This window comes from Campylobacter sp. 2014D-0216 (assembly GCF_014931215.1).
GTDB lineage: Bacteria > Campylobacterota > Campylobacteria > Campylobacterales > Campylobacteraceae > Campylobacter_D.
The window spans coordinates 637539-661253 of record NZ_CP063089.1; the positions used below are offsets into that span (position 1 = coordinate 637539).

At 31.2% G+C, this 23715-nt stretch carries 22 protein-coding genes and 1 tRNA gene; 15 read left to right on the forward strand and 8 right to left on the reverse strand.

Going from position 1 to position 23715, the window contains the following annotated elements:
- The first annotated feature begins 3 nt into the window (after window positions 1–3).
- Window positions 4–255: a hypothetical protein gene (locus A0083_RS03300; protein ID WP_197554188.1), complete on the forward strand. Its 252-nt coding sequence runs from the start codon at window positions 4–6 to the stop codon at window positions 253–255.
- Window positions 256–437: 182 nt separating this feature from the next.
- Here the strand turns inward: A0083_RS03300 and A0083_RS03305 are convergent.
- Both A0083_RS03305 and A0083_RS03310 read right to left on the reverse strand, forming a co-directional pair.
- Window positions 438–514: transfer RNA gene (locus tag A0083_RS03305), tRNA-Ile, on the reverse strand.
- A 52-nt stretch (window positions 515–566) separates the two neighbouring features.
- Window positions 567–1676 (reverse strand): FtsW/RodA/SpoVE family cell cycle protein, encoded by a 1110-nt coding sequence (locus A0083_RS03310; RefSeq protein WP_197554191.1) that lies wholly within the window; start codon window positions 1674–1676, stop codon window positions 567–569.
- 70 nt (window positions 1677–1746) lie between these two features.
- On the opposite strand from A0083_RS03310, the gene A0083_RS03315 reads away from it, so the two are divergent.
- The 14 genes from A0083_RS03315 to A0083_RS03380 all read left to right on the forward strand — a co-directional run bounded on the left by A0083_RS03315 (window position 1747) and on the right by A0083_RS03380 (window position 18014).
- Window positions 1747–2709, forward strand: coding sequence for an RluA family pseudouridine synthase (locus A0083_RS03315; RefSeq protein ID WP_197554194.1), 963 nt, complete (start codon window positions 1747–1749; stop codon window positions 2707–2709).
- Window positions 2663–3877, forward strand: a complete 1215-nt coding sequence (locus A0083_RS03320) for a fibronectin type III domain-containing protein (protein ID WP_197554197.1) — start codon at window positions 2663–2665, stop codon at window positions 3875–3877. The genes A0083_RS03315 and A0083_RS03320 overlap by 47 nt, the downstream gene beginning before the upstream one ends.
- Window positions 3877–5067, forward strand: coding sequence for a tRNA (guanosine(46)-N7)-methyltransferase TrmB (gene trmB / locus A0083_RS03325; protein ID WP_197554200.1), 1191 nt, complete (start codon window positions 3877–3879; stop codon window positions 5065–5067). The genes A0083_RS03320 and trmB overlap by 1 nt, the downstream gene beginning before the upstream one ends.
- Before the next feature lie 48 nt (window positions 5068–5115).
- Entirely contained in the window at window positions 5116–5772 is a 657-nt protein-coding gene (locus A0083_RS03330) for a cell division ATP-binding protein FtsE (protein WP_197554203.1), read from the forward strand.
- Window positions 5759–6565, forward strand: a complete 807-nt coding sequence (locus A0083_RS03335; protein WP_120759412.1) for an FtsX-like permease family protein — start codon at window positions 5759–5761, stop codon at window positions 6563–6565. The genes A0083_RS03330 and A0083_RS03335 overlap by 14 nt, the downstream gene beginning before the upstream one ends.
- Entirely contained in the window at window positions 6562–7740 is a 1179-nt protein-coding gene (locus A0083_RS03340) for a murein hydrolase activator EnvC family protein (protein WP_197554206.1), read from the forward strand. The genes A0083_RS03335 and A0083_RS03340 overlap by 4 nt, the downstream gene beginning before the upstream one ends.
- 57 nt (window positions 7741–7797) lie before the next feature.
- Window positions 7798–8523, forward strand: coding sequence for a UMP kinase (pyrH, locus tag A0083_RS03345; RefSeq protein ID WP_197554209.1), 726 nt, complete (start codon window positions 7798–7800; stop codon window positions 8521–8523).
- Between the two features lie 9 nt (window positions 8524–8532).
- A complete protein-coding gene (locus tag A0083_RS03350) occupies window positions 8533–8751 on the forward strand; it encodes a DNA-directed RNA polymerase subunit omega (protein WP_043019661.1) in 219 nt (72 codons plus the stop codon).
- Window positions 8735–10924 (forward strand): RelA/SpoT family protein, encoded by a 2190-nt coding sequence (locus A0083_RS03355; RefSeq protein WP_197554212.1) that lies wholly within the window; start codon window positions 8735–8737, stop codon window positions 10922–10924. The genes A0083_RS03350 and A0083_RS03355 overlap by 17 nt, the downstream gene beginning before the upstream one ends.
- 11 nt (window positions 10925–10935) lie before the next feature.
- Window positions 10936–12138, forward strand: a complete 1203-nt coding sequence (tyrS, locus tag A0083_RS03360) for a tyrosine--tRNA ligase (protein WP_197554215.1) — start codon at window positions 10936–10938, stop codon at window positions 12136–12138.
- Entirely contained in the window at window positions 12138–13235 is a 1098-nt protein-coding gene (locus A0083_RS03365) for a nitronate monooxygenase (protein WP_197554218.1), read from the forward strand. Before tyrS ends, A0083_RS03365 begins: the two co-directional genes overlap by 1 nt.
- Window positions 13228–15258 (forward strand): N-acetylmuramoyl-L-alanine amidase, encoded by a 2031-nt coding sequence (locus tag A0083_RS03370; protein ID WP_197554221.1) that lies wholly within the window; start codon window positions 13228–13230, stop codon window positions 15256–15258. Before A0083_RS03365 ends, A0083_RS03370 begins: the two co-directional genes overlap by 8 nt.
- A complete protein-coding gene (mnmC, locus tag A0083_RS03375; RefSeq protein WP_197554224.1) occupies window positions 15255–17087 on the forward strand; it encodes a bifunctional tRNA (5-methylaminomethyl-2-thiouridine)(34)-methyltransferase MnmD/FAD-dependent 5-carboxymethylaminomethyl-2-thiouridine(34) oxidoreductase MnmC in 1833 nt (610 codons plus the stop codon). Before A0083_RS03370 ends, mnmC begins: the two co-directional genes overlap by 4 nt.
- 96 nt (window positions 17088–17183) lie before the next feature.
- Complete coding sequence (locus A0083_RS03380) at window positions 17184–18014, forward strand: inverse autotransporter beta domain-containing protein (RefSeq protein WP_197554227.1); 831 nt, start codon at window positions 17184–17186, stop codon at window positions 18012–18014.
- Here A0083_RS03380 and rseP read toward each other — a convergent pair.
- The 6 genes from rseP to A0083_RS03410 are packed head-to-tail and all read right to left on the reverse strand — an operon-like array spanning window position 18008 to window position 23673.
- The gene (gene rseP, locus A0083_RS03385; protein WP_197554230.1) at window positions 18008–19117 is read right to left on the reverse strand and encodes an RIP metalloprotease RseP; all 1110 of its coding nucleotides are present in this window, start codon (window positions 19115–19117) and stop codon (window positions 18008–18010) included. The two genes, A0083_RS03380 and rseP, sit on opposite strands and share 7 nt — an antisense overlap.
- 1 nt (window position 19118) lies before the next feature.
- Window positions 19119–19649, reverse strand: a complete 531-nt coding sequence (gene pgsA, locus A0083_RS03390; RefSeq protein ID WP_197554233.1) for a CDP-diacylglycerol--glycerol-3-phosphate 3-phosphatidyltransferase — start codon at window positions 19647–19649, stop codon at window positions 19119–19121.
- Window positions 19650–19699: 50 nt separating this feature from the next.
- On the reverse strand, window positions 19700–20479 hold the full coding sequence (locus A0083_RS03395) for an enoyl-ACP reductase (RefSeq protein ID WP_197554236.1): 780 nt from the start codon (window positions 20477–20479) through the stop codon (window positions 19700–19702).
- The gene (gene dapA, locus A0083_RS03400; RefSeq protein ID WP_197554239.1) at window positions 20479–21375 is read right to left on the reverse strand and encodes a 4-hydroxy-tetrahydrodipicolinate synthase; all 897 of its coding nucleotides are present in this window, start codon (window positions 21373–21375) and stop codon (window positions 20479–20481) included. The genes A0083_RS03395 and dapA overlap by 1 nt, the downstream gene beginning before the upstream one ends.
- Entirely contained in the window at window positions 21368–22618 is a 1251-nt protein-coding gene (locus tag A0083_RS03405) for a M16 family metallopeptidase (protein WP_197554242.1), read from the reverse strand. Before A0083_RS03405 ends, dapA begins: the two co-directional genes overlap by 8 nt.
- Entirely contained in the window at window positions 22615–23673 is a 1059-nt protein-coding gene (locus A0083_RS03410; RefSeq protein ID WP_120759387.1) for a quinone-dependent dihydroorotate dehydrogenase, read from the reverse strand. Before A0083_RS03410 ends, A0083_RS03405 begins: the two co-directional genes overlap by 4 nt.
- Between the last annotated feature and the right edge of the window lie 42 nt (window positions 23674–23715).

Genomic DNA, 23715 nt, shown 5'->3' on the forward strand with positions numbered 1-23715 from the left:
GATGTGATTGTTTTGAGTTTGGGTAGATGTATACTTTTAAATCAAGGTTTTACAAACCCAAATTCACAAAATGAAGTTTTTATGATGATGTTAATCAACATCCTAAGAAGCTTTTTCTATAAAGAGTATGTATTTTTAAAAAGATATCTTAAAATCAAAAATTTTACTGTGGTGATAAAACCTGTCGTTTGGATAATAAAACTTAAAAATGAAAACTTAATTATAAAAGCTTTAGAAAATATTAAAGCACGGTGATGCTCATCATAATATAATCAGTTTTGTTTATAAAAAAAAGAAATTATTATAAAGTTAGATATGGAAAAATCAATCATGATTATATGTGTGTAAAAGTAAAAAAATGTTTTATGAAAATAAAAGCTTTTTACAAGACTTTAATATAGTTTGTTAAAAAATCATATCTTGAAAATAAAAACAAATGGTGGATTTAGCAGGACTCGAACCTGCGACCAACCGGTTATGAGCCGGTTGCTCTAACCAACTGAGCTATAAATCCGCCAGAAGTTAAAATAAAAATGTTATTATATCTTCATTTCCTTAATTTAAATTTAGAATTTTATTTTTACTGCTTTTTCTATGGCTAAATATCTAAAGGTAATTAAATTTTGTAAAATTCCAAAGAAAACCATAAAAGTGGCAAAAGAACTCCCTCCGTGGCTAAAAAATGGCATAGGTATACCAACAACAGGTGCAAATCCTATGGTCATTGAGATATTAACCGCAACATATATAAAAATAAACAAAGCAATACAATTAGTAACCACTCTAGTAAAATAATCATCTTTGAGTTTATAGTTTAAACTTAGCAAATGGAAAATGAGTAAGGTATAGAGCAATATAATCGCCACAGCACCTAAAAAACCAAATCTTTCGGTTAGATAAGCAAAAATAAAATCACTTGTAGAAATAGGTAAAAATTTAAAGTGTGTTTGCGTGGCTTCATCTGCTTTTTTTCCGCTTAAACCTCCACTCCCTATAGCGATAATAGATTGTTTTACGTGGTAACTTGGTTCTTCGGCTAAGAAATCATGAATTCTTTGTTTTTGATAGGGTTTGAGAAAGTCGCTGTAAATAATAGGCGAAGCAATAGCTATAGCTAAAAAAATACTAAGCCAAATTTTATAATTTACCCCGATGATGAAAAGTGCTCCAAAGCCTACTATTAAAAGCACTAAAGCTGTTCCTAGATCAGGTTCACCTGCGATGAGTAAAAAAGGTAGGATAATATAAAAACTCAGTTTAAGAAATTGTTTTAAACCGTAGCCATTAGGTGGTGGTGGATTTTGATAAATCAAATAAGCTAGCATCAAGATAAAAGATGGCTTGAAAATTTCAGAAGGCTGTATAGTAAAATGTGTAAAAGGAATTTCAAGCCATCTTCTTGCTCCAAGTTTTTCCACACCAAAAATATCAACACTTGCAAGCAAGATGATATTAATCCAATAAAGCACAGGTATGAGCCACATTAATCTTCTTAAAGGCAAAAAGAAAAAAAATGCAAAGCCCGCAAAACCCACTAAGGTATAAATAAGCTGTTTTTCAGCTAAGCGTATATTGGCTTCATATATTAAAAGAAATGATATGGCAATGATAGGCAATATAAGAAGAGGTTGTACAAAATCAAAATGTGTTAAAATTCTTCTATCAAGCTTTATCAAGGCTATCCTTTTACAAAATATTATGCAATTATATGCTAAAATTGCAAATTTTATCATAAGGAAATATAATATGTTAAAAATTTCATCGCTTTGTGAAGAAAGATTAGATATTTTTTTATCAGAAATACTCAAACAAAGTCGTTCTCAAGTTGCTAGATTGATAAAAGAAGATTGTGTTTATATCAATGAAAAACTAGAAAATAAAAACTCAAAAAAACTTAAAAAAAAAGATGAAATTGGCATAGTTTTTCCTCAGATTAAAGAAGCTAAAGAAATTTATGAACCTGATTTTGATATAGAAATTTTATACGAAGATGATGATATTTTGGTGTTAAATAAAGCGCCTAATATTGTTGTGCATGGTGCAAGCAGTGTTAAGGAAGCAACTTTGGTGGATTGGCTTTTGCGTAAGGGTTATGCTTTGTCTAATTTAAATGGAGAGCATAGAGCAGGACTTGTACATCGGCTAGATAAGGGTACAAGTGGTGCTATTGTCATAGCTAAAAACAACCAAGCACATCAACTTTTAGCTGCTCAACTTTTAGATAAAAGCATGGGAAGGTTTTATTTGGCATTAAGCGATCTTCCTTTAAAAAATGAAAAAATGAGCAATGAAAAAGCTATTATGCGTTGTCCTAGCAATAGGCTTAAAAAAATTACCACAAACCACCCTAATACTTTAGCTAAGAGCGCTAAAACTGACTTTGTAAATTTGCTAAGTGGTGAAAAATGCTCATTGCTAGCTGCTAAGTTATACACAGGAAGAACCCATCAAATCAGAGTGCATTTGGCTGATTTTAATCGTTATATTTTAGGAGATGAATTATACGGATATAAAGGAAAAATAAAGTATAATAGAGTAATGCTTCATGCGTATTTGATTTATTTTATTCATCCTAGGACTAAAGAGTTGATGTTTATAAAAGCTCCTATGTTTGATGATTTTTATCAAATTTTAAAAGAAAACTTTACACAAGGAGAGATAGATGAGAAAACTTCATTGGATTATCTTAAGTTCTGCTTTGGCTTTTAGTGCTTGTAGTACAACGATGAGTTCACCGCAAATTGCTCAAGTGAATGATACTTTGCCAAAAATTTCAAGTATTAAAAGTATAAGTGATATTACTAGTATAGCATTTGAATGGGAACCATTGTATGATCAAAATATAGCAGGATATTACATTTATAGAGCAAATGCAGCTGGTGCACCTATGGAGCTTATAGCAAAAATTAAAAATAAGTTTCAAACACATTATACCGATACAGATTTGGAGCCAAATACAAGATATTATTATTCTATGAAAACTTTTAATGAGCTTGGACAAGTTTCTCAAGATGGTGTGAGTATAGAGGCTTTTACTAATAGAGTGATTGATCCAGTGCCTTTTGTGCAGGCTATTGTAGGTTTGCCAAATCGTGTAAAATTAGTATGGAGACCACATCCTGATGTGAGAGTTAATGCGTATGTTATTGAACGTGCAAATATGAAAGATATGAAATTTAAAGAATTAGCTAAAATCAAAAATCGCTTAAGTGCTGAATATATAGATGATTCATTAAAACCTGATGAGAGTTTTCAGTATAGAATTATAGCTTTAACTTATGATGGTATTAAAAGTGCCCCAAGCAAGATAGTAGAATCTACCACTAAAGCACTTCCTCCTATGGTAAGCAATTTGCAAGCAAGTAAAGATGCTCCAAGAAAGATCATTTTAACTTGGGATAAAATTGATTATGCAGATTTTGCTTATTATAAAATTTATTCTAGTTCAAATACCTTTTTGCCATTTAGTGTAATAGCAAAAACTTCTGAAAATACTTACGAAGATATAGTTAAAGGCGTGGCTGAAAAAAGATATTATAAAGTAAGTATGGTGGATAAAGATGGCTTAGAAAGTCCTATTGCAAATGAACCTATAGAAGGTATCACCCTAGGGGCCCCACTAGCTCCAAGCATTGTTTTGTGTGCAGTCGAAGATGATGGCATTAGAGTAGAATGGGTTGATAATGATGATAGGGCTAAGGAGTATATAGTAAAAAGAAGTGGCGGTGGAAGTAATGCTATATTTAAAGAGATTAAATCTAAACAACTCAAAGATATCACTGCGGCTCCAGGTAAAGTTTATAGCTATGAAGTTATAGCTATTGATGCAAATGGTATAGAATCTAAAGCTTCTGATAAATTTACAGCGGTGAAATAATGCCAAATTTTAAGTGTAAAACTTTAAAAGAAATTCAACTTCCTTTTGAAAAAGAAGGGGTTGAATTTTTATGGATGGCCAAGGGTGAAAATGTAGACTTGCTTTTTACGCGTATTGAGCAAGAAAACTTTTTTTTGCAGATAAAAAAAGATGTGAAAAACCACACATGGCTAATTAAGGGTGAAAAACACACAAAACCATCTCAAATTGGGTATTTGCAAAAAGCTTTGTTGGTATTTAAAGAAAACTTTACTCAAGATGTAGTTTGCGAGGCTGTAGCATTAAAACATACTAGGCTGATCCAAAAAACGCCTTTGATTGCTAATGATCTTAAAGAAATTTTAGAACAGATTCAAGATAAAAAGCAAATTTATATTGAGATTGGATTTGGTAGCGGTAGGCATTTGCTTTATCAAGCTAGACAAAACCCTGGTGTTTTGATTATCGGTATAGAAATTTACACTCCTGCATTAGAGCAAGTAGCTAAGCTTGCTTTGAGTGAAAAATTAAATAATATTTTATTGATAGAAACAGATGCTAGATTGTTATTAAGTGTACTTGAGTCCAACTTGGTAGATAAAATTTTCTTGCATTTTCCTGTACCTTGGGACAAAAAGCCTCATCGTAGGGTAGTTGGGATAAATTTTGCAAATGAATGCGCTAGAGTTTTGAAAGAAAGTGGTCAATTTGAGCTTAGAACGGATAGTTTTTTGTATTTTGATTTTACCTTAGAAACTTTTTTGAATTTTTCTCATTTGAAAGCCTTGATTAAGAAAAATGAAAATTTAGAAATTTCAAGTAAATACGAAGATCGTTGGAAAAGACAAAACAAAGATATTTATGACTTGATCATTAGTGGTTTTGGTTGGAGTGAAGCTTTAAATAAAGATCAAAAATTTGCCATTGAAGAGCTATGTTTTGATTCAAAAGAATTAAAAAGTATTGAAGAGAAATTTAAAAATGAAGTCTTTAAAGGGGAGGATTTTTTCTTGCATTTTGAAAAAATGTATCTTAAAGATGAAAGTCTTCTTATCAAGATTGCTTTTGGTGCTTTTTATAAGCCTGAGCATATGTATATTAACTTAAGTTGCAATGGAGTTAATTTTGTTTTTGATAAGCCTTTTAAGACAAAAGAAAATCTAAAAGCTATAGAAAAATTAAGAGAAATATTGTATTCTTATACTAAATAATACAACATATAATGATTATAAAAATATTTTTATAAGGAAAATGCGGTGATGATAGAAGCTAAAAAGCTTTGTCTTGGTTATGATGAGCTTGTAATTGAAAATGCTAGTTTCTCATTAAAAGATAATGATTTTGTTTTTATTACAGGAAAAAGTGGTAGTGGGAAGTCAACTTTGTTAAAATCTTTTTATGGAGATTTAGAGCCAATTGGTGGAAATTTAAAAGTGTGTGGTAATGATTTAACAGAAGTATCTAATGCTGAACTTTTACAACTTCGACAAAAAATTGGTATTATTTTTCAAGATTATCGTTTGATACAAGAATTTAGCGTTGAAAAAAACGTAATGCTTCCTTTGATGATCAAAGGCTATAGTAAAAATGTATGCAAAGAGCAAGCAGCAAAGCTTTTAAAGCATGTAAATTTAACTTTTAAAGCTGACAAAAAACCAGCTCAACTTTCAGGTGGAGAGCAACAACGTGTTGCTATGGCAAGAGCTTTGGCGCATAATCCTAAGTTGCTTTTGTGTGATGAACCAACGGGAAACTTAGATGAGTACTCCTCAGATATTATTTGGACTTTACTAAAATCAGCAAGAGAGATACTAGGTACTTGTGTGGTAGTTGTTACACATAGAATTCCTACTAATTTAAGATTAGATTATCGTCGTTTTAATATTGAAAATGGGAGAATGAATGAAATCTTTTAAAAATCATCTTTCTTTGATATTTGCTTTAATGGTAATGATGTTTGCTTTTGAGTTTTTAATCATTACCAACAAAACTATAGAGCACTATGAGAAACTTTTAAACAAAGACTATAATATCATTGTGGTAGCTAAAAATCACTTGGATAAAAAAAACATAGAAGATCAAGTTAGTCATTTTCAATCTTTAGAAATTTTAAATCCAAGCGAAATGATAGATAGATTAAAAAATGATATTTCAGCTAAGAATATTGAAGTTTTAAAAGCAACTTTGCCTAAATTTTATACCTTGAAGCTTAATAAACTTTTGTCAGAAGATGAGTTGAATGTTTTAAAAGAAAAATTGTTAAAAAATTCAAACATAGTTAAAGTAGAAACCTTTGCTAAAACACATACAAAAATTTATAAGCTTTTGGTTTTGGTGAAATTTTTATTGTGGTTTGTTTTGTTTATTATTATTTTGCTTAGTTTTGTTTTATTACTTAAACAGATGAAAATATGGCTTTTTGAGCATACGCAAAGAGTTGAGATTATGTGCTTGCTTGGAGCACCATTTTGGTTTAGATCTTTCATGCTTTATAAGATCGTTTTTATTGATTGTTTGGTTGCGTTTTTGCTGCTTGTATTGTTTTTTACCCAAGTATATGATCTTGAAGCTATTAAACTAGCTTTACAAAGTGTGGATATAAGTTTACCTAAGATCAATATTTTCACGCATTTGTTTTTGATCTTTTTAGCTATTCTTTGTGTGTGTTTTGCATGTGTTAATTTTGTAATGTTTAAGGTTAGAAAATGAAAAAATGCTTATGGCTTTTTTTATTTTCTTTTTCTGTTTTATTTGCTAATGAAATCGCACAAAAACAAAAAGATATTAAGGAAAATGAACGCATAGTAAAGCAACTGTCTAAAAAACTAGAAGATTTAGCAAGTGAAATTTTAGATAATGAAAAAAATCTTAAAAAAATTGCTACTGAAATTAGTGTTTTAAATTCAAAAACATCTAAACTTGAAGGTTCTGTAAAAACCCAAATTAAAGCTTTAGAACAGTTAAATATACAAAATAAGGATCTTTTGCATAATAGAAATAAAATCGAAGGTAAGTTGATTGATTTGATAGCAAAAGATTTCGCCTATGATTTGGCGATACCTGAAAAATATATCGAAAGTGAAGATGCGATTATTGCCTTGGAGTTGGTTGGAGCTTTGGATAAAATTTTTAAAGAAAAGTTTTATCAAATTTCAAAAGATTATGAAGATATCAGTAAAAAAATAGAAGAAAAGCAAGGTCAAATTAATACAATTAATGCAAATTTAAAGAATTACAAAGATCAAATTGATGAGTTAAAAAATTTGAGAAAAAAACAAGAAAGAGAGATTGCAAAACAAAAAACTGATAAGGAAATTTATACACGAAAACTTTCTAATCTACAAGCACAGCAACAAGAATTAAGAAAAACTTTAAATAAATTGCAAATCATCAAGGAAAGAGAAGAAGAAAAGCTAGCGCAGAAAAAAGAACAAAGTAAAAAACCCAGTTCAAGTGTAAAGCAGGTTGGTTCGAGTTATCAAACAAGTAGTGTTAAACGTTATAGCGGTGTTAAAACCATCTCTCCATTAGAATCTTATACTGTAAAGCAAAAATTTGGAAATTATGTTGATCCAATTTATAATATCAAAATTTATAATGAAAATGTTGTATTAAAAAGCAATACGCCTAATGCTGCTGTAAGGAATGTGCTTGATGGAAAAGTAGTTTTTGCTAAAGCAACGCCTACTCTAAAACAAGTTGTTATTGTAGAAAATAAAGATGGCATTCATACTATTTATGCACATTTAGATAAGATTGCACCTGGAGTAAAAGTTGGTAGAAATATCAAAAAAGGTTATATTATAGGAAGAGTAGAAAGTGACTTAACATTTGAGGTTACACAAAAGAATTTTCACATCAATCCTTTAGAAATGATAAAATAAATTAGTTTTTTTTAATGCGAAATTTGATATAGTTCTTAGATTATAAGGAGAAATTTAATGAATAATAAAAGAAAAAGAGTATTGGTTAAATTTTCTGGAGAAGCTTTAGCTGGGGAAAATGGCTTTGGTATAGAAAATTCCATTTTAAAGTATATAGCTTCTGAAATTAAAAGCTTAATTAAAGAAAATGTGGAAGTGGGTATTGTGATAGGTGGTGGAAATATCATCAGAGGAGTATCTGCGGCTAGAGATGGTTTGATTAAAAGAACAAGTGGCGATCATATGGGTATGCTTGCTACTGTGATTAATTCTATAGCAATGCAAGAAGCATTAGAAAGTGCTGGGCTTGATGTAAGGGTTCAAAGTGCTATTCAAATGGAAGCATTTTGTGAAACTTACATCATGAGAAGAGCACATAGACATTTAGAAAAAGGACGCATAGTTATTTTTGCCTGTGGTACTGGTAATCCTTATTTTACTACTGATACAGCTGCAACTTTAAGAGCAGTGGAAATTCAAGCAGATATGATCATCAAGGCTACCAAAGTAGATGGCATTTATGATAAAGATCCTAATAGATTTGACGATGCTGTGATGTTAAATGAGTTAGGTTATGAAAGAGCTTTGCATGATAACATTAAAGTGATGGATGATACTGCTATTGCTTTGGCTAAAGACAATGCTTTACCTATTGTAGTTTGCAATATGTTTAAAGAAGGAAATTTATTAAAAATCATTCAAGGCGATATGAGTTTATGCTCTATTGTTAAAAATCAAGATTAAGGATAAATAATGAGAGTAGAACAAGTAGCTGCAAAAGCACTAAAAAAATTAAAAGATGATAGATATAAATTAGCACTTGTGGTGGCTAAGAGAGCCGAAGAACTTGCAAATGGTGCAGAGCCTTTAGTAAATTTAGATAAAAACAAATACAAATATACTGATATTGCTTTACATGAGATAGCAGAAGATAAAATTGTATTAGAGGGATTTATTGAAGCTGATAAATGATGAGTTGTTGTTAGACAAACTTGTTGATGATATAAAAAATTGCAAAGATTTACAAAGAGCAAAAGAAATTCTTTTTATGGTTTTTCCCCAATCTGCTGTTTTGGAAAAAGCAGTAGATTTTTGTATTCAAAAGCATGAAGGACAGTTTAGAAAAAGTGGTGAGCCATATGCTGTGCATCCTATTTTAGTAGCTTCTTTTGTGGCTTTTTTAAGTCCCGTGCAGTCTATGATTATAGCCGCATTATTGCACGATGTATTGGAAGATACTACTTGTAGCGAGGAAGAACTTAATACGGAATTTGGTGAAGAGGTGACAAAATTAGTACAAGGCTTAACTAAAATAGTCAGCATTAGAGAAGATCATCTTACGCATTCTAACTCAAATGAAAAACTCACAAAGTCTGCTTTGACTTTTAGAAATATGCTTTTAGCAGGTATTGAAGATGTGAGTGTGCTTGTGATAAAACTATGTGATAGATTGCACAATATGCTTACATTAAATTTTTTAAGAGAAGATAAGCAAAAAAGAATCAGTGAAGAAACCTTAGTGGTTTATGCGCCAATTGCACATAGGCTTGGTATATCAAGTATTAAAAATTTACTTGAGGATTTGAGTTTTAAATTTTTATTACCTGATGAATATGCGCAAATTGATAATTATATTAACGCAAAAGATCAGCAAATTCAACTTGGATTTAATGAGTTTATTTCGAAAATAGAAATGTTATTTTTACAAAATGGCTTTAGACAAGGCAGCTTTGTCATACATAAAAGAATCAAACATAATTACTCAATTTACTTAAAAATGCAGCGAAAAGGTGTAGGGCTTGATGAAGTTTTAGATCTTTTGGGCGTGAGAATTTTAGTTGAAAAAGTGTATGATTGTTACTTAGCTTTGGGGATTTTACACACACATTTTAATCCTTTGATTTCAAGATTTAAAGACTATATAGCTCTACCAAAGCAAAATGGTTATCAAACTTTACACACTACTTTATTTGATGCGAAAAATATCATAGAGGCGCAAATTCGTACTTTTGACATGCATAAAACCGCAGAATTTGGTGTCGCAGCACACTGGAAATACAAAGAAGGTAATATCGCTACTCCGAATTTAGATTGGCTTGCAGATATTTCCATGCATGGCAAGGAAGAGGGAAATAATATTCAAGATTGTGATGCTATAGAACTTTATGAGTACGCAAAAGATAGTTTATATATAGAAGATATTGCAGTGTATTCACCAAAAGGTGAAATTTTCACCTTGCCACGTGGCGCTACGGCTTTGGATTTTGCATATGAAGTACACACTAAAGTTGGTCTTCATGCAAAAACAGCTTTTGTAAACCGTATAAAAGTTCCACTCTTAACTGTGCTTAAAAACGGGGATATTGTAAGCATTGAAACTTCAGAGGAAGAATTTTTTAGATGTTCTTGGATTGATAGTGTTAAAACAGGAAAAGCTAGAGCTAGTATAAGGGATTTTTGCAAGCAAAAGAAAAAAGAGCTAAATAATAAAATTGCAGTTAATCTTTTATCTACTGTTTTTAATGAAGATTCAAAACTAATCGAAGAATGGCTTGAAAAAGAGAAATTTAACAAAAAGCTTAGACAAATCGCTTTAGATTTTAATTATTTTAAAGAAGTGATCATTAGTCTTAGAAAATACGCAGGGCAAACTCAAGTGGCCAAATTTGAACAAAATGAACAAAAATTTGAAAGTATGGTAGTGGGGTCAAACTATAAAATCACTACAATCAATTTTGATTATTGTTGTAGGCCTAAAAGAGGAGATGAGATTATCGCTTTTAGGCATTCAACTAGTGCAATTGTCCATCATAAGCTTTGTGAACAGGCTATGAAAAAGATAGCTGATAATAAAGAAATGGTTTTTGTTTTTTGGAATGAAAGTTCGATAAAAAGTTACAAAATTATTGTTTCAATAGAAAATAAAAAAGGCTCTTTAGCGGATTTTCTAACTACTTTAGCTAAAATGCAGATTAATGTTTTAAGTATTAACTCGGCTGATTCAGAACCTGTGGTGGCAAATTATTTTGAAGTGCAGGTTGAATTACCTAATAATATGGATGTTGAAAGTGCAAAAGAAAGGCTGAAGGCTAGATATAAAATTCTAGATTTTACATCTTTAAATGATGCATACAATAATCACTAAAAAGGTTTTTTATGGATATTAATGAAATTATTAAAGAAATTAAAAGAGGAATTGCAGAAATCATTGATGAGGAAAGATTAGTTTCTTTGGTAAAAAATTATTATGAAAAAGGTGAAAACTTTTTTGTAAAAGCTGGTTTTGATCCAACAGCAGCTGATTTGCATTTAGGCCATACGGTAGTTTTAAGCAAGATGGCTTTGCTTCAAAAACATGGAGCGATTGTACAGTTTTTAATAGGCGATTTTACTGCACAAATAGGCGATCCTACAGGAAAAAGCGCAACAAGAAAGAAGCTTGATAGAGAAGAAGTGCTAAAAAATGCTAAAACTTACGAAGAGCAAGTTTTTAAAATTCTAGATCCTGATAAAACTCAAATTCATTTCAACTCTAAATGGTTAAATGAATTAGGTGCAAGCGGTATAGTGGAGTTGACTTCGACATTTAGTGTAGCTAGAATGCTTGAAAGAGATGATTTTACTAAGCGTTTTAAAGAACAAAGCCCTATATCAATTTGTGAGTTTTTGTATCCACTTTTGCAAGGTTATGATAGTGTTGCCTTAAAAAGCGATATAGAAATGGGCGGAACTGATCAAAAATTTAATCTTTTGATGGGTAGACAACTTCAAAGAGTGTATGATTGTAAAAAAGAACAAGCGGTTATGATGATGCCATTGCTTGAAGGTCTTGATGGCGTAAATAAAATGAGCAAAAGCTTAGGAAATTATATCGGTGTAACTGAAGATGCAAAAGATATGTATGCTAAGGTTTTAAGTATAAGCGATGAATTGATGTTTAGGTATTATGAGCTTTTAAGTGAAAAAAGTTTAAACGAAATTTCACAAATTAAAGAAGATATTAGCAATGGTTTATTACACCCTAAAAAAGCCAAAGAAAACTTAGCTTTAGAAATCACTACACGTTTTCATTCTAGTGAATGTGCATTAAAAGCTAAGGAAGAATTTGATAAAATTCACAGTGCAAAAGAGCTTCCTAGTGATATGCCAAGTTTTACTTTAGAAGGTAGTATTTGGCTAGCAAAAGCTATAGTAGAATGTAAAATGGAAAGCTCCACTTCAGCTGCAAGAAGATTGATTAATTCAAATGCAGTAAGTGTTAATGGTGAAAAAGTTCAAGATGAACAACTCCAACTAGAAAATGGCGAATATATTTTACAAGTTGGAAAAAGAAAATTTGCAAAATTAAAGGTTGTATGATGAGTTTTAAAGCTTTAAAAATTGGAAAGCACGAGATAAAATATCCTATATTTCAAGGTGGTATGGGTCTTGGTATAAGCTGGGATAGACTTGCTTCTGCAGTTTCTTTAAATGGTGGTTTAGGGATTATTTCTTCAGTTGGTACAGGTTATTATGAAAATAGAACACACATTGATAAAGAATTCAATGCAAAGCCTTATGGTAGTGATAATTTTTACTCTAAAGCGGGCTTGAAAGCTTTGATTGATAATGCTAGAAAAGTTTGTAAAGATGCGCCTTTGGGCTGTAATATTTTATATGCAAGTAACAATTATGCTCAAATTGCCCGTAATGCTTGTGAAGTAGGCTTTAATGTGATAGTTTCGGGTGCAGGACTCCCTACTAATTTACCTGAATTTACGCAAGATTATCCCGATGTTGCTTTAGTACCTATCGTATCATCTGCTAAAGCTTTAAAAATCATTTGCAAAAGATGGCAAAGTAGATATAATCGTTTGCCTGATGCAGTTATCGTTGAGGGTCCAAAAAGTGGAGGGCATCAAGGTTTTACCTATGAGCAATGCTTGATGGAAGAGTATCAATTAGAAAATGTAGTACCACAGGTTGCACAAGAGATTAAAAACTGGGGCGACATACCTCTGATCGCTGCAGGTGGAATTTGGGATAAACAAGATATAGAAAAAATGATTTCTCTAGGTGCAAGTGGAGTTCAAATGGGAACACGCTTTATCGGTACTTTTGAATGTGATGCGAGTGATGAATTTAAACAAGTATTACTCGAATGTAAAAAAGAAGATATTGAGCTTTTAAAATCTCCTGTTGGGTATCCTGCAAGGGGGGTAAGAACAAATCTTTTAAATCTAGTTGATAAAAAAATGGGTCCTAAAATTTCTTGCGTAAGTAATTGTGTTGCTCCGTGTGGAAGGGGTAAAGAGGCTACTAAAGTGGGGTATTGTATCGCGGATAGATTATATGATGCATGGAGCGGTAAAAAAGAAACAGGTTTGTTTTTTACCGGTGCAAATGGATATAGGCTTGAAAAACTTATCAGTGTAGAAGAGCTAATAAATAAACTTGTTAATGGCGAAGATGCTTAAAATATTTTTTGTTTTTTTGATATTTTGCTGTAGTGTTTTTGCAAATGCAGAGGTGAAAAATTTTGATCAAAATTTTTTAACCTCTAATGCAGAAGAAAAACTACAACTACATCAGCAACTAAAATCTCTATATATACAAAGCGTGATTAATGACAATAATGAAGAAAAAAATGAAATTTTAAAAAGATTGATCATTAGTTCCAATTTTTTAGGCTTTGATGATAAAGCTTATGTGCAAGAGCTTAAAGAAAGTGGAGTAGGTGAGGCAGAGATTTCTCGCTTAAAAAATGCTTTGAATGTTATCCAAGATCAAAAAATTAAAAAAGATCAAAATAAAAAAGAAAATAACACTACAGTTGTCAATAAGAAAGAAGATAAGAAAGAAGATAAGAAAGAAGATAAGAAAGAAGATAAGAAAGAAGATAAGAAAGAAGATAAGAAAGAAGATAAGAAAGAAGATAAGAAAGAAGATAAGAAAGAAGATAAGAAAGAAGATAAGAAAGAAGATAAGAAAGAAGATAAGAAAGAAGATAAGAAAGAAGATAAGAAAGAAGATAAGAAAGAAGATAAGAAAGAAGATAAGAAAGACTCGGCCACAGATGAACTTTTTGTGCTTGATGTTAAAAAGCTTGATAGTGGTGTGATGTTGGATTTGAGTAAAAAAATTAGTCAGAAAGAAATTAAAAATTTCACACTAAAAGGCGAGAATAATGTTCGCTATGTGGCTGATTTTGAAGGGGTATTGAAGGGACCTAAGAAAAATTTTGATTTTAAAGAGTTTGACATCATTGTATCGCAGTTTAATCCAACTACAATGCGTTTGGTTTTAACTTCAAAAAAAGAATTGAAAGTTAAAATCGAGTTAAAAGATGAAAATCTTTATATGGGACTTGAAAAAGCTGAAAAAGCTGAAAAAGCCCAGGCACCCAAAGCTATTGTGAAAAAACAGGAAAATGTTAAAAAGACTCCAGCTGGCAAACAAGAGCCATTGTATATTTTAAAATCGAACAAAGAAAAAAATGGTGTGAGCTTAAAATTAAGCAGCGATATTGATATCGAAGATATTAAAATTAGTTCTTTTAAAGATGGTAAAATATATCGTTCAATCGTGAGTTTTGAGGCTATCTTAGAAGGAGATAGAAGAAAAATTGATGTTAGCAAAAATCAATCTATTACTATTGTACAATTTAATAAAACAACCGTTAGAGCGGTATTGAGTTCTAATGTTGATTTTAAAACAAATATTGATTTAGATGATGATTTGTTTATTGGTTTTGAGAAAAAAACTAAAACCACAGTTGCAAAATCCAATACTAAAATTCAAAAACCAAGTATTAGAAAATCAGGCAAGGTGATTGTGATTGATCCAGGTCATGGTGGAAAAGATCCTGGTACTTTAGGCGACAAAGGCGTAAGGGAAAAAGATGTGGTTTTGAGTGTATCGCTTAAACTTGGCAATGAACTAAAAAAACGAGGGTACAAGATCTTTTACACTAGAAGCACAGATAAATTTATAAATCTTAGAGATAGAACTTCCATGGCTAATGAAAAAATGGCAGATTTGTTTATCTCTGTTCATGCAAACGCAGCTCCAAATAAACAAAGAGCTAAAACTTTACAAGGGATTGAAACTTTCTTTTTATCGCCAGCAAGAAGTGAAAGAAGTAAAAAGGCAGCAGAATTGGAAAATCAATCTGACTTTGAAGAAATGAATTATTTTTCTAAGCAAACCTTTTTAAATTTTTTAAATCGTGAAAAAATAGTCGCTTCTAATAAACTTGCTATTGATGTGCAAAAAAAGATTTTAAGTAATGTAAGAAAAAAATACAAAGTTGTTGATGGTGGAGTGAGAGAAGCGCCATTTTGGGTTTTAGTGGGTGCGCAAATGCCTGCGATTTTGATTGAGATAGGTTATATTAGTCATCCTAGCGAAAGAAATCGATTGCTAAATAAAAATTTCCAAGATCTATTGGCTATTGGTATTGCAAATGGAATAGAGAGCTATTTTTATAAAAATCAATGAAAAAAGCAAAGATTATCATCAAGGACAATGCGCCATTTTCTTTAGATTTTGATGATTATTATTTTAATTCTAGCGATGGTTTAAGCGAAAGTCGGTATATTTATACCAATGCCTTTGAATTAAATAAAGAAAAAACAATTGTCGCAGAGCTTGGTTTTGGTATAGGTTTAAATTTCTTTCTTACTTTAAAGCGCTTTTTAAGAGAAAAAAAAGACAAGCAAAAACTTTTTTACGTGAGTTTTGAAAATTTTTATATAGAAAAAGAAAAATTAAGGGAAATTTACCAAACTCTTGGGTTTTATGAAGAATTTAAGGATTGGTTGGAGCCGTTTTTGCAAGCTTATCCTTATTGTAAAGATGGGGTTTATAGATTTTATTTTCAAGATAGTTTTTTGGATTTAGTTTTTGGGGAAGCTAAAGAGAAATTACAGAAATTAGATTTTAAAGCAGATGTTTGGTATTTAGATGGTTTTGCACCGGCAAAAAATCAAGATATGTTTAATGAAGATATTGTAGGCTTGGTTGCTAAAAATTCAAAAAAAGATACCAAGATTCTTACGTTTTCTGCTGCTAGTATTTTGAAAAAATCTTTGCTTGCTCATGGTTTTGAAGTTCAAAAAGTTAAGGGTTTTAAAAAAAGAGAAATGATTCAAGCTATATACAAAGGCTTAGAATTAGAAGATAAATTTGGTTATTTTAAAACCCCTTCTTTGAAAAATCCACCTAAGAAAGTTGCTATTATCGGTGCTGGGATTGCTAGCGCAAGTTTAGCTTATGAATTATCTTTGCGAAATATACAAGCAGATGTTTTTGAAAAAAAAGACAGTCTAGGTAAAGGTGCTTCGGGAAATATCAATGGAATTTTGAGTTCATTGATATTAAAGCCAAATGTTTTACTAGGTGAGTTTTCTCAGTATGCTTATATCGAAGCAAGTAGATTTTATAGACAAGTTTTAAATTTACAACCTCAAGGTGTTTATGAGTTTGCACATAATGAGTTAATGCAAGAACGTTTTGATAGTCAAAAAGATAATGTTTTATTTGATATTGTAAAACATCAAGCTTTTTTACGAGATGGAATGTGTATAAAACCTCAAGAAATAGTTAAAACCTTATTGAAAAAAAGCGGTGCCAATGTGTTTTTTGAATATGAGTTTTTAAACTATACTTATGATGAAAAATTCACCTTATATTTTGACCGCGAAAGAGTATTGAAAGATTATGATGTTTTAATTTATGCTCAAGGAGCTAGCGTTAGAGAATTTTTAAATTATAAATTTATGAGTTTAAGTAGTGTAAGAGGTCAGTGTACGCATTTAAAACCGTTTTTAAAAAACACTCATGCGCTTTCCTCGAAAGGATATGTTTGCCCTATTAACGATGAGATAAATATGCAACTAATTGGTGCAAGTTATGATAGGCTTAATCAAGATGAGCAACTTTTAGAAGAGGATGATAAAAGCAATATTGAAAATATCAAAGAGTTTTTGCATGATGAAAAATTAGAAGTTATTGGTGGTAAAGTTGGATTTAGATCGTACTCAAGTGATAGATTTGCTATAGTAGGTCAAGCGTATGATGAAAATTTTTATTTGCAAAATTATAAAGGACTTTTATGGCATAAAAATAAAGTTCAAAAAAGACCAAATGATTTTTTACCACTGTATTTTTCAATTGCGCATGGCTCTAGGGCTTTTGCGAGTGCTATAGTTTGCGCTAGAGCTATTTGTTCGATGATTTTTGATGAAGTACAAATGGAAAATGATTTTTTATATGCTTTACATCCTGCTCGCTTTTTAATTCGTCAGCTCAAAAAAGGAAAAGTTTAGATTTTTACCTTTAATTCACTTTTTCTAGGTATTTTAAATTTTCAAAAAAACTTAATATAAGTGTAAAATGAATATAAGTATTTAATAAGAGGTTGTGTGAAAAAATATATTTGTTTAACATGTTTATGCTTAAACGGTTTTGCCTTGAGTTTGGAAGAAAGTTTAGGTGAAGGTGATGTGAATATCACTAAAATGCAAAAAACAAGCACGGTTTCTAAGCAAGTATTGTTTCAAAAACCACAAGAGTTTCAACCTCAAAATACTGATCTTGGATCCTTTGCTAGTCAGTCTTTGGCAAAGGTTTTAAATTTAAGCTCCAAAGATAAAACAGAAGCTAGTTTGGATTATAATGCTTTAAATGTAAATATTAAGAATATTAATACTATTGCTGATTATGATAATGCAAGTTTGTTGCTAGAAAAACAAGCAAGAATAGGTCAAATTGAACAAGCTTATTCTTTGGGGTTGATCAATCGTTATGAAATAGATGATTTTTACCTAGGTTTTAATTATTTTAATGATTATTATAAAGAGGCTTGTTCTAAAAATAGCTTTGGCGCTGAATTGCAGTTTAGTGATTATTTTAAAGCGTATGCAAATTATTATGATGTGAAAGAAAATGATACTGATGATAGCACCGAGCTTGGAGTGATGTTTGACTTGCCTTATTTAAGTGTGATTAATATTAATTCAAACATAAAAGAAGCGCAAAATCAATACAATATCACTTATTCGCCTTTGTCAATTTTAGATTTATCGCTTAATTATCAAGATGAAAAAACTAGCGCAAAAGATCAAGCGGCAATGTGGGTAAAATTTAGACTCAATTATGAGCAAAGCTTAAGTAAGCAATTTTATAATAGCCTTTATCATAAAAATGCTATAGGCAAATTCAATCGTTATGATTTTGCCACAAGAACTTATTGATTGCTCATAAAACGAGTAAGATCATTGTAGGTTACAAAAACCATTAAAGCTAAAAGTAAAGCCATGCCAAAGTAGCTTAGGTATTCAAAACACACCTTTGGAACCTCTTTTTTAAAAATGAACTCATAGAGATTAAATAAGATATGTCCCCCATCTAAAGCAGGGACTGGAAGTAGGTTAAGCACTCCAAGATTAATGGAGATTAAAGCAGTGATTAAAAACAAAACAACTATGCTTGTATTTGCAGCTTTAGAGGTAACATCCACCATGGTAATGATACCACCCATGTTTTTAGCATCTAACTCTCCGCTGATAATTTTAGCAAGTCCTTTAAAGATTAGTAAAGAAGCTTCCATGCTTTCTTCATAGGCGTATTTTAAGCTTGTAAAACCTTGATGATAAATAGTCACAAACTCACCCTTAGGAGTAATACCAATAAGAGGCTTTTGTACCTTTTGGTAAAATTCGTTATAACCCTCATCAATTTGCGGTGTTAAAGTGACCTTGATCAAGGTACCATCGCGTTTTATATCAAGTATTGTTGTTTTTGCATGTACTAATTTACTGATTTCTTCAAAGCTTTGAATCGCAACTCCATTGATAGCCATAATCGTATCACCTACTTGTAAATTTGCTTTTTCAGCAGCTGAATTAGGTGCAATGCTTCCGATGATAGGTGCAAGTTTTTGCACTCCTAAAAAACCTATGGCTATGTAGAGTAAAAAAGCCAAAAAGAAGTTAAAGAATGGCCCTGCAAAAAGTATGTAAATTCTAGCTAAAGGGCTTAAGGTGTTATAGCTATTTGGCTCATAATTTTTTTCACCAGGATTTAAATCATCTTGTCCTTTGAGTTTAACATAACCACCTAAAGGTAGAGCAGATAAGCGGTATTCTGTGTTTTTATAAGTTTTTTTAAAAATAGCTTTTCCAAATCCTATGCTAAAAATTTCTACATCGACTTTCATATGTTTTGCAGCTAAGAAGTGTCCTAACTCGTGAAAAAAAATTAAAAAAGATATCACTAAAAGTGTAACTAAAAAACTAAAAGAATAAAATTTAAATCCTATGGCTAAAATAAGTAGTAAAAATAAATATGACTTCAATTTACGCCTTTTTTAAATGTTTTACATAAGCTAGAATGTATTCTAAAGCAGAATATAATGTTAATATTAAAGCAATAAATAACAAGGTATTTGCAAATGGCCATTGCATGGTTAAAAAAATGATGGCTATCATTTGGAAACTTGTTTTGATTTTACCTGCAAAAGAAGCACTCACATCAAATTTTTCACTTACCATCACCACTCTAAATCCAGTGATAAAAAACTCTCTAACTAAGATGATATAAACCATCCATGGATCAGCTCTATGAGTGAGTAATAAACCTAAAAAGGCAGCTAGAACAAGCATTTTATCTGCTAAAGGATCAATGATGGCGCCAAGTTTTGTAGTTTGGTTCCAAGTGCGCGCAATATAACCATCAAAAAAATCAGTCAAAGCTGCTATGCCAAAAACAACACACGCAAAATAATTTACCCAGCTAGGATGGATATTTTCAAAATCATGAATTAATAAATAAAATAAAATAGGAGCTAATAGTATCCTTATAAATGCCAAGGCGTTGGGTAAATTCATGTTTGTTTAATCCTTATGTGATAAAAATACCCCAAAAAAGGGGCAATAAATCATTTAAAAGTGGTACCACCATCAACGATTAGTGTGTGACCTGTGATCCAATTTGCTTTATCAGAGCATAGGAATAAACATGCCCCAGCTAAATCTTGAGGTTCACCGATGCGATTAAGTGGACTAAGATTAATTGTTGCGTTTTTTACTTCTTCATAGTTTGTAAATGCTTTAAGTGCATCAGTGTCAATTGGTCCACCGCTTACCACATTTACGCGGATGTTTTTTGCACCAAGCTCAGTTGCAGCGTATCTTGCCATAGCTTCAACCGCTGCTTTTGCAGTGCCATGTCCAGCATAATTTTCAATATGGACCAAATTTCCTGTAGAAGAAATAGATAATATACTACCTCCACCGATTTTTTCCATTCTTTTGGCTGCTTCTTGAGCACCCACAACAAAAGCATTTACAGTTGCAGTAAAGATATTGTTGATACCTTTTGGTTTTAGTTTCATAAATTTAGTATATCCACCTACTACCGCACGACCTGAAATGATAGCATTAGAGATGAAAAAATCTATTCTATCAAAATCTTGATCAATTTTTTCAAATAATTCTTTATAAGTTTCTGGTTCAAGTATATTAAACTCGTATGCTTTTGCTTTGATTTTATAATTTGACTCTAAATCTTTTACAATTTCTTGAGCTAAGTCAGCATTAGAATTATAAGTAAAAGCTACATTAGCTCCTGCTTTTGCAAATTCATACACAATAGCCTTGCCAATCCCTCTTGTTCCACCGCTAATTACTAAAGTTTTATTTTGAAAAAAAGTCTCCATTAAAATCCTTTTATATTATAGTTTTTCATTACTGTTTCTATTTTTGTTAAATTACAATCACTAGGTTTGCAAAGCGGCAAACGATATTCTAAAGTAGGGGTCAACCCTGCTATATACATTGCGGCTTTAATAGGTATAGGATTGCTTTCACAAAATAAAATTTTATTGATATTATACAACTCATCGTTAATTTTTTTTGCTTCGATGTATTTTTCTTCTAAAGCTAAATGAGTTAATTTTGAAATCATATCAGGAAGTAAATTTGAAGTAACTGAAATCACACCTTTACCACCATTTGAAAGTATAGGATAATTAATTGCATCTTCGCCACTTAAAAGTATCATTCTAGGTTCGTGTGCTAATAAGTCTACGCATTTATCAATACTTCCACTAGCTTCTTTAACTCCGTAAATATTTTCACAATCTCTAAATAATTTTATAATGGTTTCAGTTTGTAGTTCGCATCCTGTTCTACCTGGTACATTATACAATAATACAGGTATATCAATGCTTTTTGCTATTTCTTTATAGTGCAAATACAAACCTTCTTGCGTGGGTTTGTTATAATAAGGTGTAACACTTAAAATACCATCAGCACCATGTTCTTGGGCAAATTTAGCTAAACTTACGGCTTCGTGTGTAGCATTGCTTCCTGCACCCGCTAAAACCTTACAAGAGCTTCCTTTGCATGCATCAAGGGCAATTTCTATACAAATTCTATGCTCTTCATGAGTTAAAGTCGCACTTTCTCCGGTTGTTCCAACAGGTACTACCACATCAATACCATTTGCGATTTGTCTTTTAATAAGCTTGTGATATGTTTGCTCATCTAATTTTCCATTTTTAAATGGAGTAATTAAAGCAGTCATTGCACCTATGATTGTTTTGTTATTCATTTTCGCCCTTTCTTAAGATGATTGTGGTGGATTTATTTGCATTGAAATATTTTTTAGCACAATGAATTAAATCATCTTTGTTTAGACTCTCGATATTTTTTTCATAATCAAGTAAAGGTTTTAAATCTCCTCTTGCAAGATAAGATCCGTAAATGTTTGCCACACTACTTGCATTGCTTAATGAGAAAATAAAATCACTTTTTACAGTGTTTTTGATTTTTTCCATGATAGTATCATCAAATTTAGCATTTTTTACATCATCGAGAATTTTTAAAAGTTCTTTTTCGACATCCTCAGCTTGAACACTCTCATTGCAAACACAGATAAATACAAATAAGTTTTCATCAATATTTTCACTAGCATAAGCATAAAATTCATTGATTAGCTCTAGTTTATCGATTAAAATTTCACTTATAAGAGAGCTTTTTCCATTTCCCAAAAGTTCACTTAAAGCACAAAGTTTTGGCATATCTTCGTGATTAAACGCAGGAATCTTATATGCAAGCGCTAGTAATTGTGTATCGCTTTCTTTGTGCAAAATAATGCGTTTAGCACCATCTTGTTCAGGTTCTTTCTCATGGACTATAGGAATTGCTTTGGTGTTTTTAATATCATGAAAATGTTTTTTGGCTAGGTTAAAAACTTCTTCTTCGTTAATATCACCACTTACAAGCAAGATGGCATTTTTGGGTTGGTAGAAAGTTTGGTGAAATTCTTTTATATCTTCTATACTCCAATTTTGTATATCTTTGAAAAATCCTATTGGAGTCCAATGGTATGGATGGTGTAAAAAGGCATGGTTATATAGCCTAAAGTATAAATAACCCAAAGGGTTATTATCAGTTCTCCATCGTCTTTCTTCTAAAACTACATCTCTTTCAGGTTGAAATTCATCATCTTTGAGATTTAAATTACGCATTAATTCTGCAAAAAGCCATAAAGACTTATCTAAATTTTCACTGGAGCATTTGATGAAATAATGTGTGTAGTCAAAGCCTGTGCTTGCGTTGTCCACTCCGCCAAAACCTTTAACTATCTCATCAAATTCACCTGCTTTTAAATTTTTAGTACTTTTAAAATTTAAGTGTTCTAGCATATGTGCTATGCCACTTTTTCCCATTTTTTCATTTCTTGAGCCAACTTTATAAAAAATATCTACACTAATTACCCCGCTTTTTTTGTTAACAGGTAGGGTATAAATTTCAAGTCCGTTCTCAAGGGTAGTGTTTTTATAATGAATCATTTAAAATTTACTCCTATAGCTTGACTGATATGATTAAAGCCATCTTGTTTTAAAAGTTCGATTAAACCTTGGTTGATATTTTTGACTATACTTGGCCCTTTAAAGATCATAGCAGTATAAATTTGAACTAAACTAGCACCATTTTTGATACGCTCATAAGCGGTTTCAGCACTGTCTATTCCACCACTTGCTATTAAAACAGTATCTTGATAAATTTCTTTTGCTACTTCCTTAAAGAAGGTTGCACTTTTTTGAGTGATTAATTTACCGCTAATTCCACCAAAAGTTCTTGCATTATCAATCAAAGAATAATCAATGCTAGTATTTGCCATAATAATACCATCTGCCTTTGCACTAATAGCGCTTTTGCAAAGTGATATAGCACTATCGATATTCATATCTGGTGCGATTTTTAAAATGACTGGTTTGTTTGTGATTTCTTTTGCTTGGTTAAACAAGGTGCTTACAAATTCTTCACTTTGTAAATCTCTTAGATTTTTAGTATTTGGTGAGGAAATGTTGATTACAAATAAATCACATAAGTCCTTGAATTCTTTTAATAAAATAATATAATCATTGATCGCTTCTTCATTTGGGGTGATTTTATTTTTACCTATATTAGCAACCAAGGGTATACTAAAAGGGTAAACTTTTTTAACTGCTTTAGCAATAGCATCTTTGCCTTTGTTATTAAAGCCCATAGCATTTTGAATGCTTTCTTGTTCAACTAGCCTAAAAAGTCTAGGTTTTTCATTGCCACTTTGTGGTTTTGGAGTAAAAGTGCCATACTCTAAGAATCCAAAACCTAATGCACTTAGTGGTCTTATCATGGTTGCATTTTTGTCAAATCCACCTGCTAAACCTACTGGATTGTAAAAATGTAGATTGAAAATTTCTTGGTTTAGGGCTTCATCGTTTACTATGTAGTCTTTTGCAAAAAAACTAAGTCCTCCGGGAAAAATACAATCTAAAGTACGCATGCTAAATTCAGCTAAAGCATGGGCGTTTTCTGGATCTAGTTTGTATATTAAAGGTTTTAAGCTCTCATAAGTCATTTTTTTCCTTTTGTGCAAAATAGCATATTTTACTAAAAAAAT

Excerpts from the sequence above, each read along its gene's own strand:
- A0083_RS03370 (WP_197554221.1), top strand. The coding sequence starts at position 13,228 with ATGCTTAAAATATTTTTTGTTTTTTTGATATTTTGCTGTAGTGTTTTT.
- A0083_RS03395 (WP_197554236.1), bottom strand. The coding sequence starts at position 20,479 with ATGGAGACTTTTTTTCAAAATAAAACTTTAGTAATTAGCGGTGGAACA.
- A0083_RS03315 (WP_197554194.1), top strand. The coding sequence starts at position 1,747 with ATGTTAAAAATTTCATCGCTTTGTGAAGAAAGATTAGATATTTTTTTA.
- A0083_RS03405 (WP_197554242.1), bottom strand. The coding sequence starts at position 22,618 with ATGATTCATTATAAAAACACTACCCTTGAGAACGGACTTGAAATTTAT.
- tyrS (WP_197554215.1), top strand. The coding sequence starts at position 10,936 with ATGGATATTAATGAAATTATTAAAGAAATTAAAAGAGGAATTGCAGAA.
- pgsA (WP_197554233.1), bottom strand. The coding sequence starts at position 19,649 with ATGAATTTACCCAACGCCTTGGCATTTATAAGGATACTATTAGCTCCT.
- trmB (WP_197554200.1), top strand. The coding sequence starts at position 3,877 with ATGCCAAATTTTAAGTGTAAAACTTTAAAAGAAATTCAACTTCCTTTT.
- mnmC (WP_197554224.1), top strand. The coding sequence starts at position 15,255 with ATGAAAAAAGCAAAGATTATCATCAAGGACAATGCGCCATTTTCTTTA.
- dapA (WP_197554239.1), bottom strand. The coding sequence starts at position 21,375 with ATGAATAACAAAACAATCATAGGTGCAATGACTGCTTTAATTACTCCA.
- A0083_RS03330 (WP_197554203.1), top strand. The coding sequence starts at position 5,116 with ATGATAGAAGCTAAAAAGCTTTGTCTTGGTTATGATGAGCTTGTAATT.
- A0083_RS03340 (WP_197554206.1), top strand. The coding sequence starts at position 6,562 with ATGAAAAAATGCTTATGGCTTTTTTTATTTTCTTTTTCTGTTTTATTT.
- A0083_RS03350 (WP_043019661.1), top strand. The coding sequence starts at position 8,533 with ATGAGAGTAGAACAAGTAGCTGCAAAAGCACTAAAAAAATTAAAAGAT.
- A0083_RS03365 (WP_197554218.1), top strand. The coding sequence starts at position 12,138 with ATGAGTTTTAAAGCTTTAAAAATTGGAAAGCACGAGATAAAATATCCT.
- pyrH (WP_197554209.1), top strand. The coding sequence starts at position 7,798 with ATGAATAATAAAAGAAAAAGAGTATTGGTTAAATTTTCTGGAGAAGCT.
- A0083_RS03410 (WP_120759387.1), bottom strand. The coding sequence starts at position 23,673 with ATGACTTATGAGAGCTTAAAACCTTTAATATACAAACTAGATCCAGAA.
- A0083_RS03320 (WP_197554197.1), top strand. The coding sequence starts at position 2,663 with ATGAGAAAACTTCATTGGATTATCTTAAGTTCTGCTTTGGCTTTTAGT.
- A0083_RS03335 (WP_120759412.1), top strand. The coding sequence starts at position 5,759 with ATGAAATCTTTTAAAAATCATCTTTCTTTGATATTTGCTTTAATGGTA.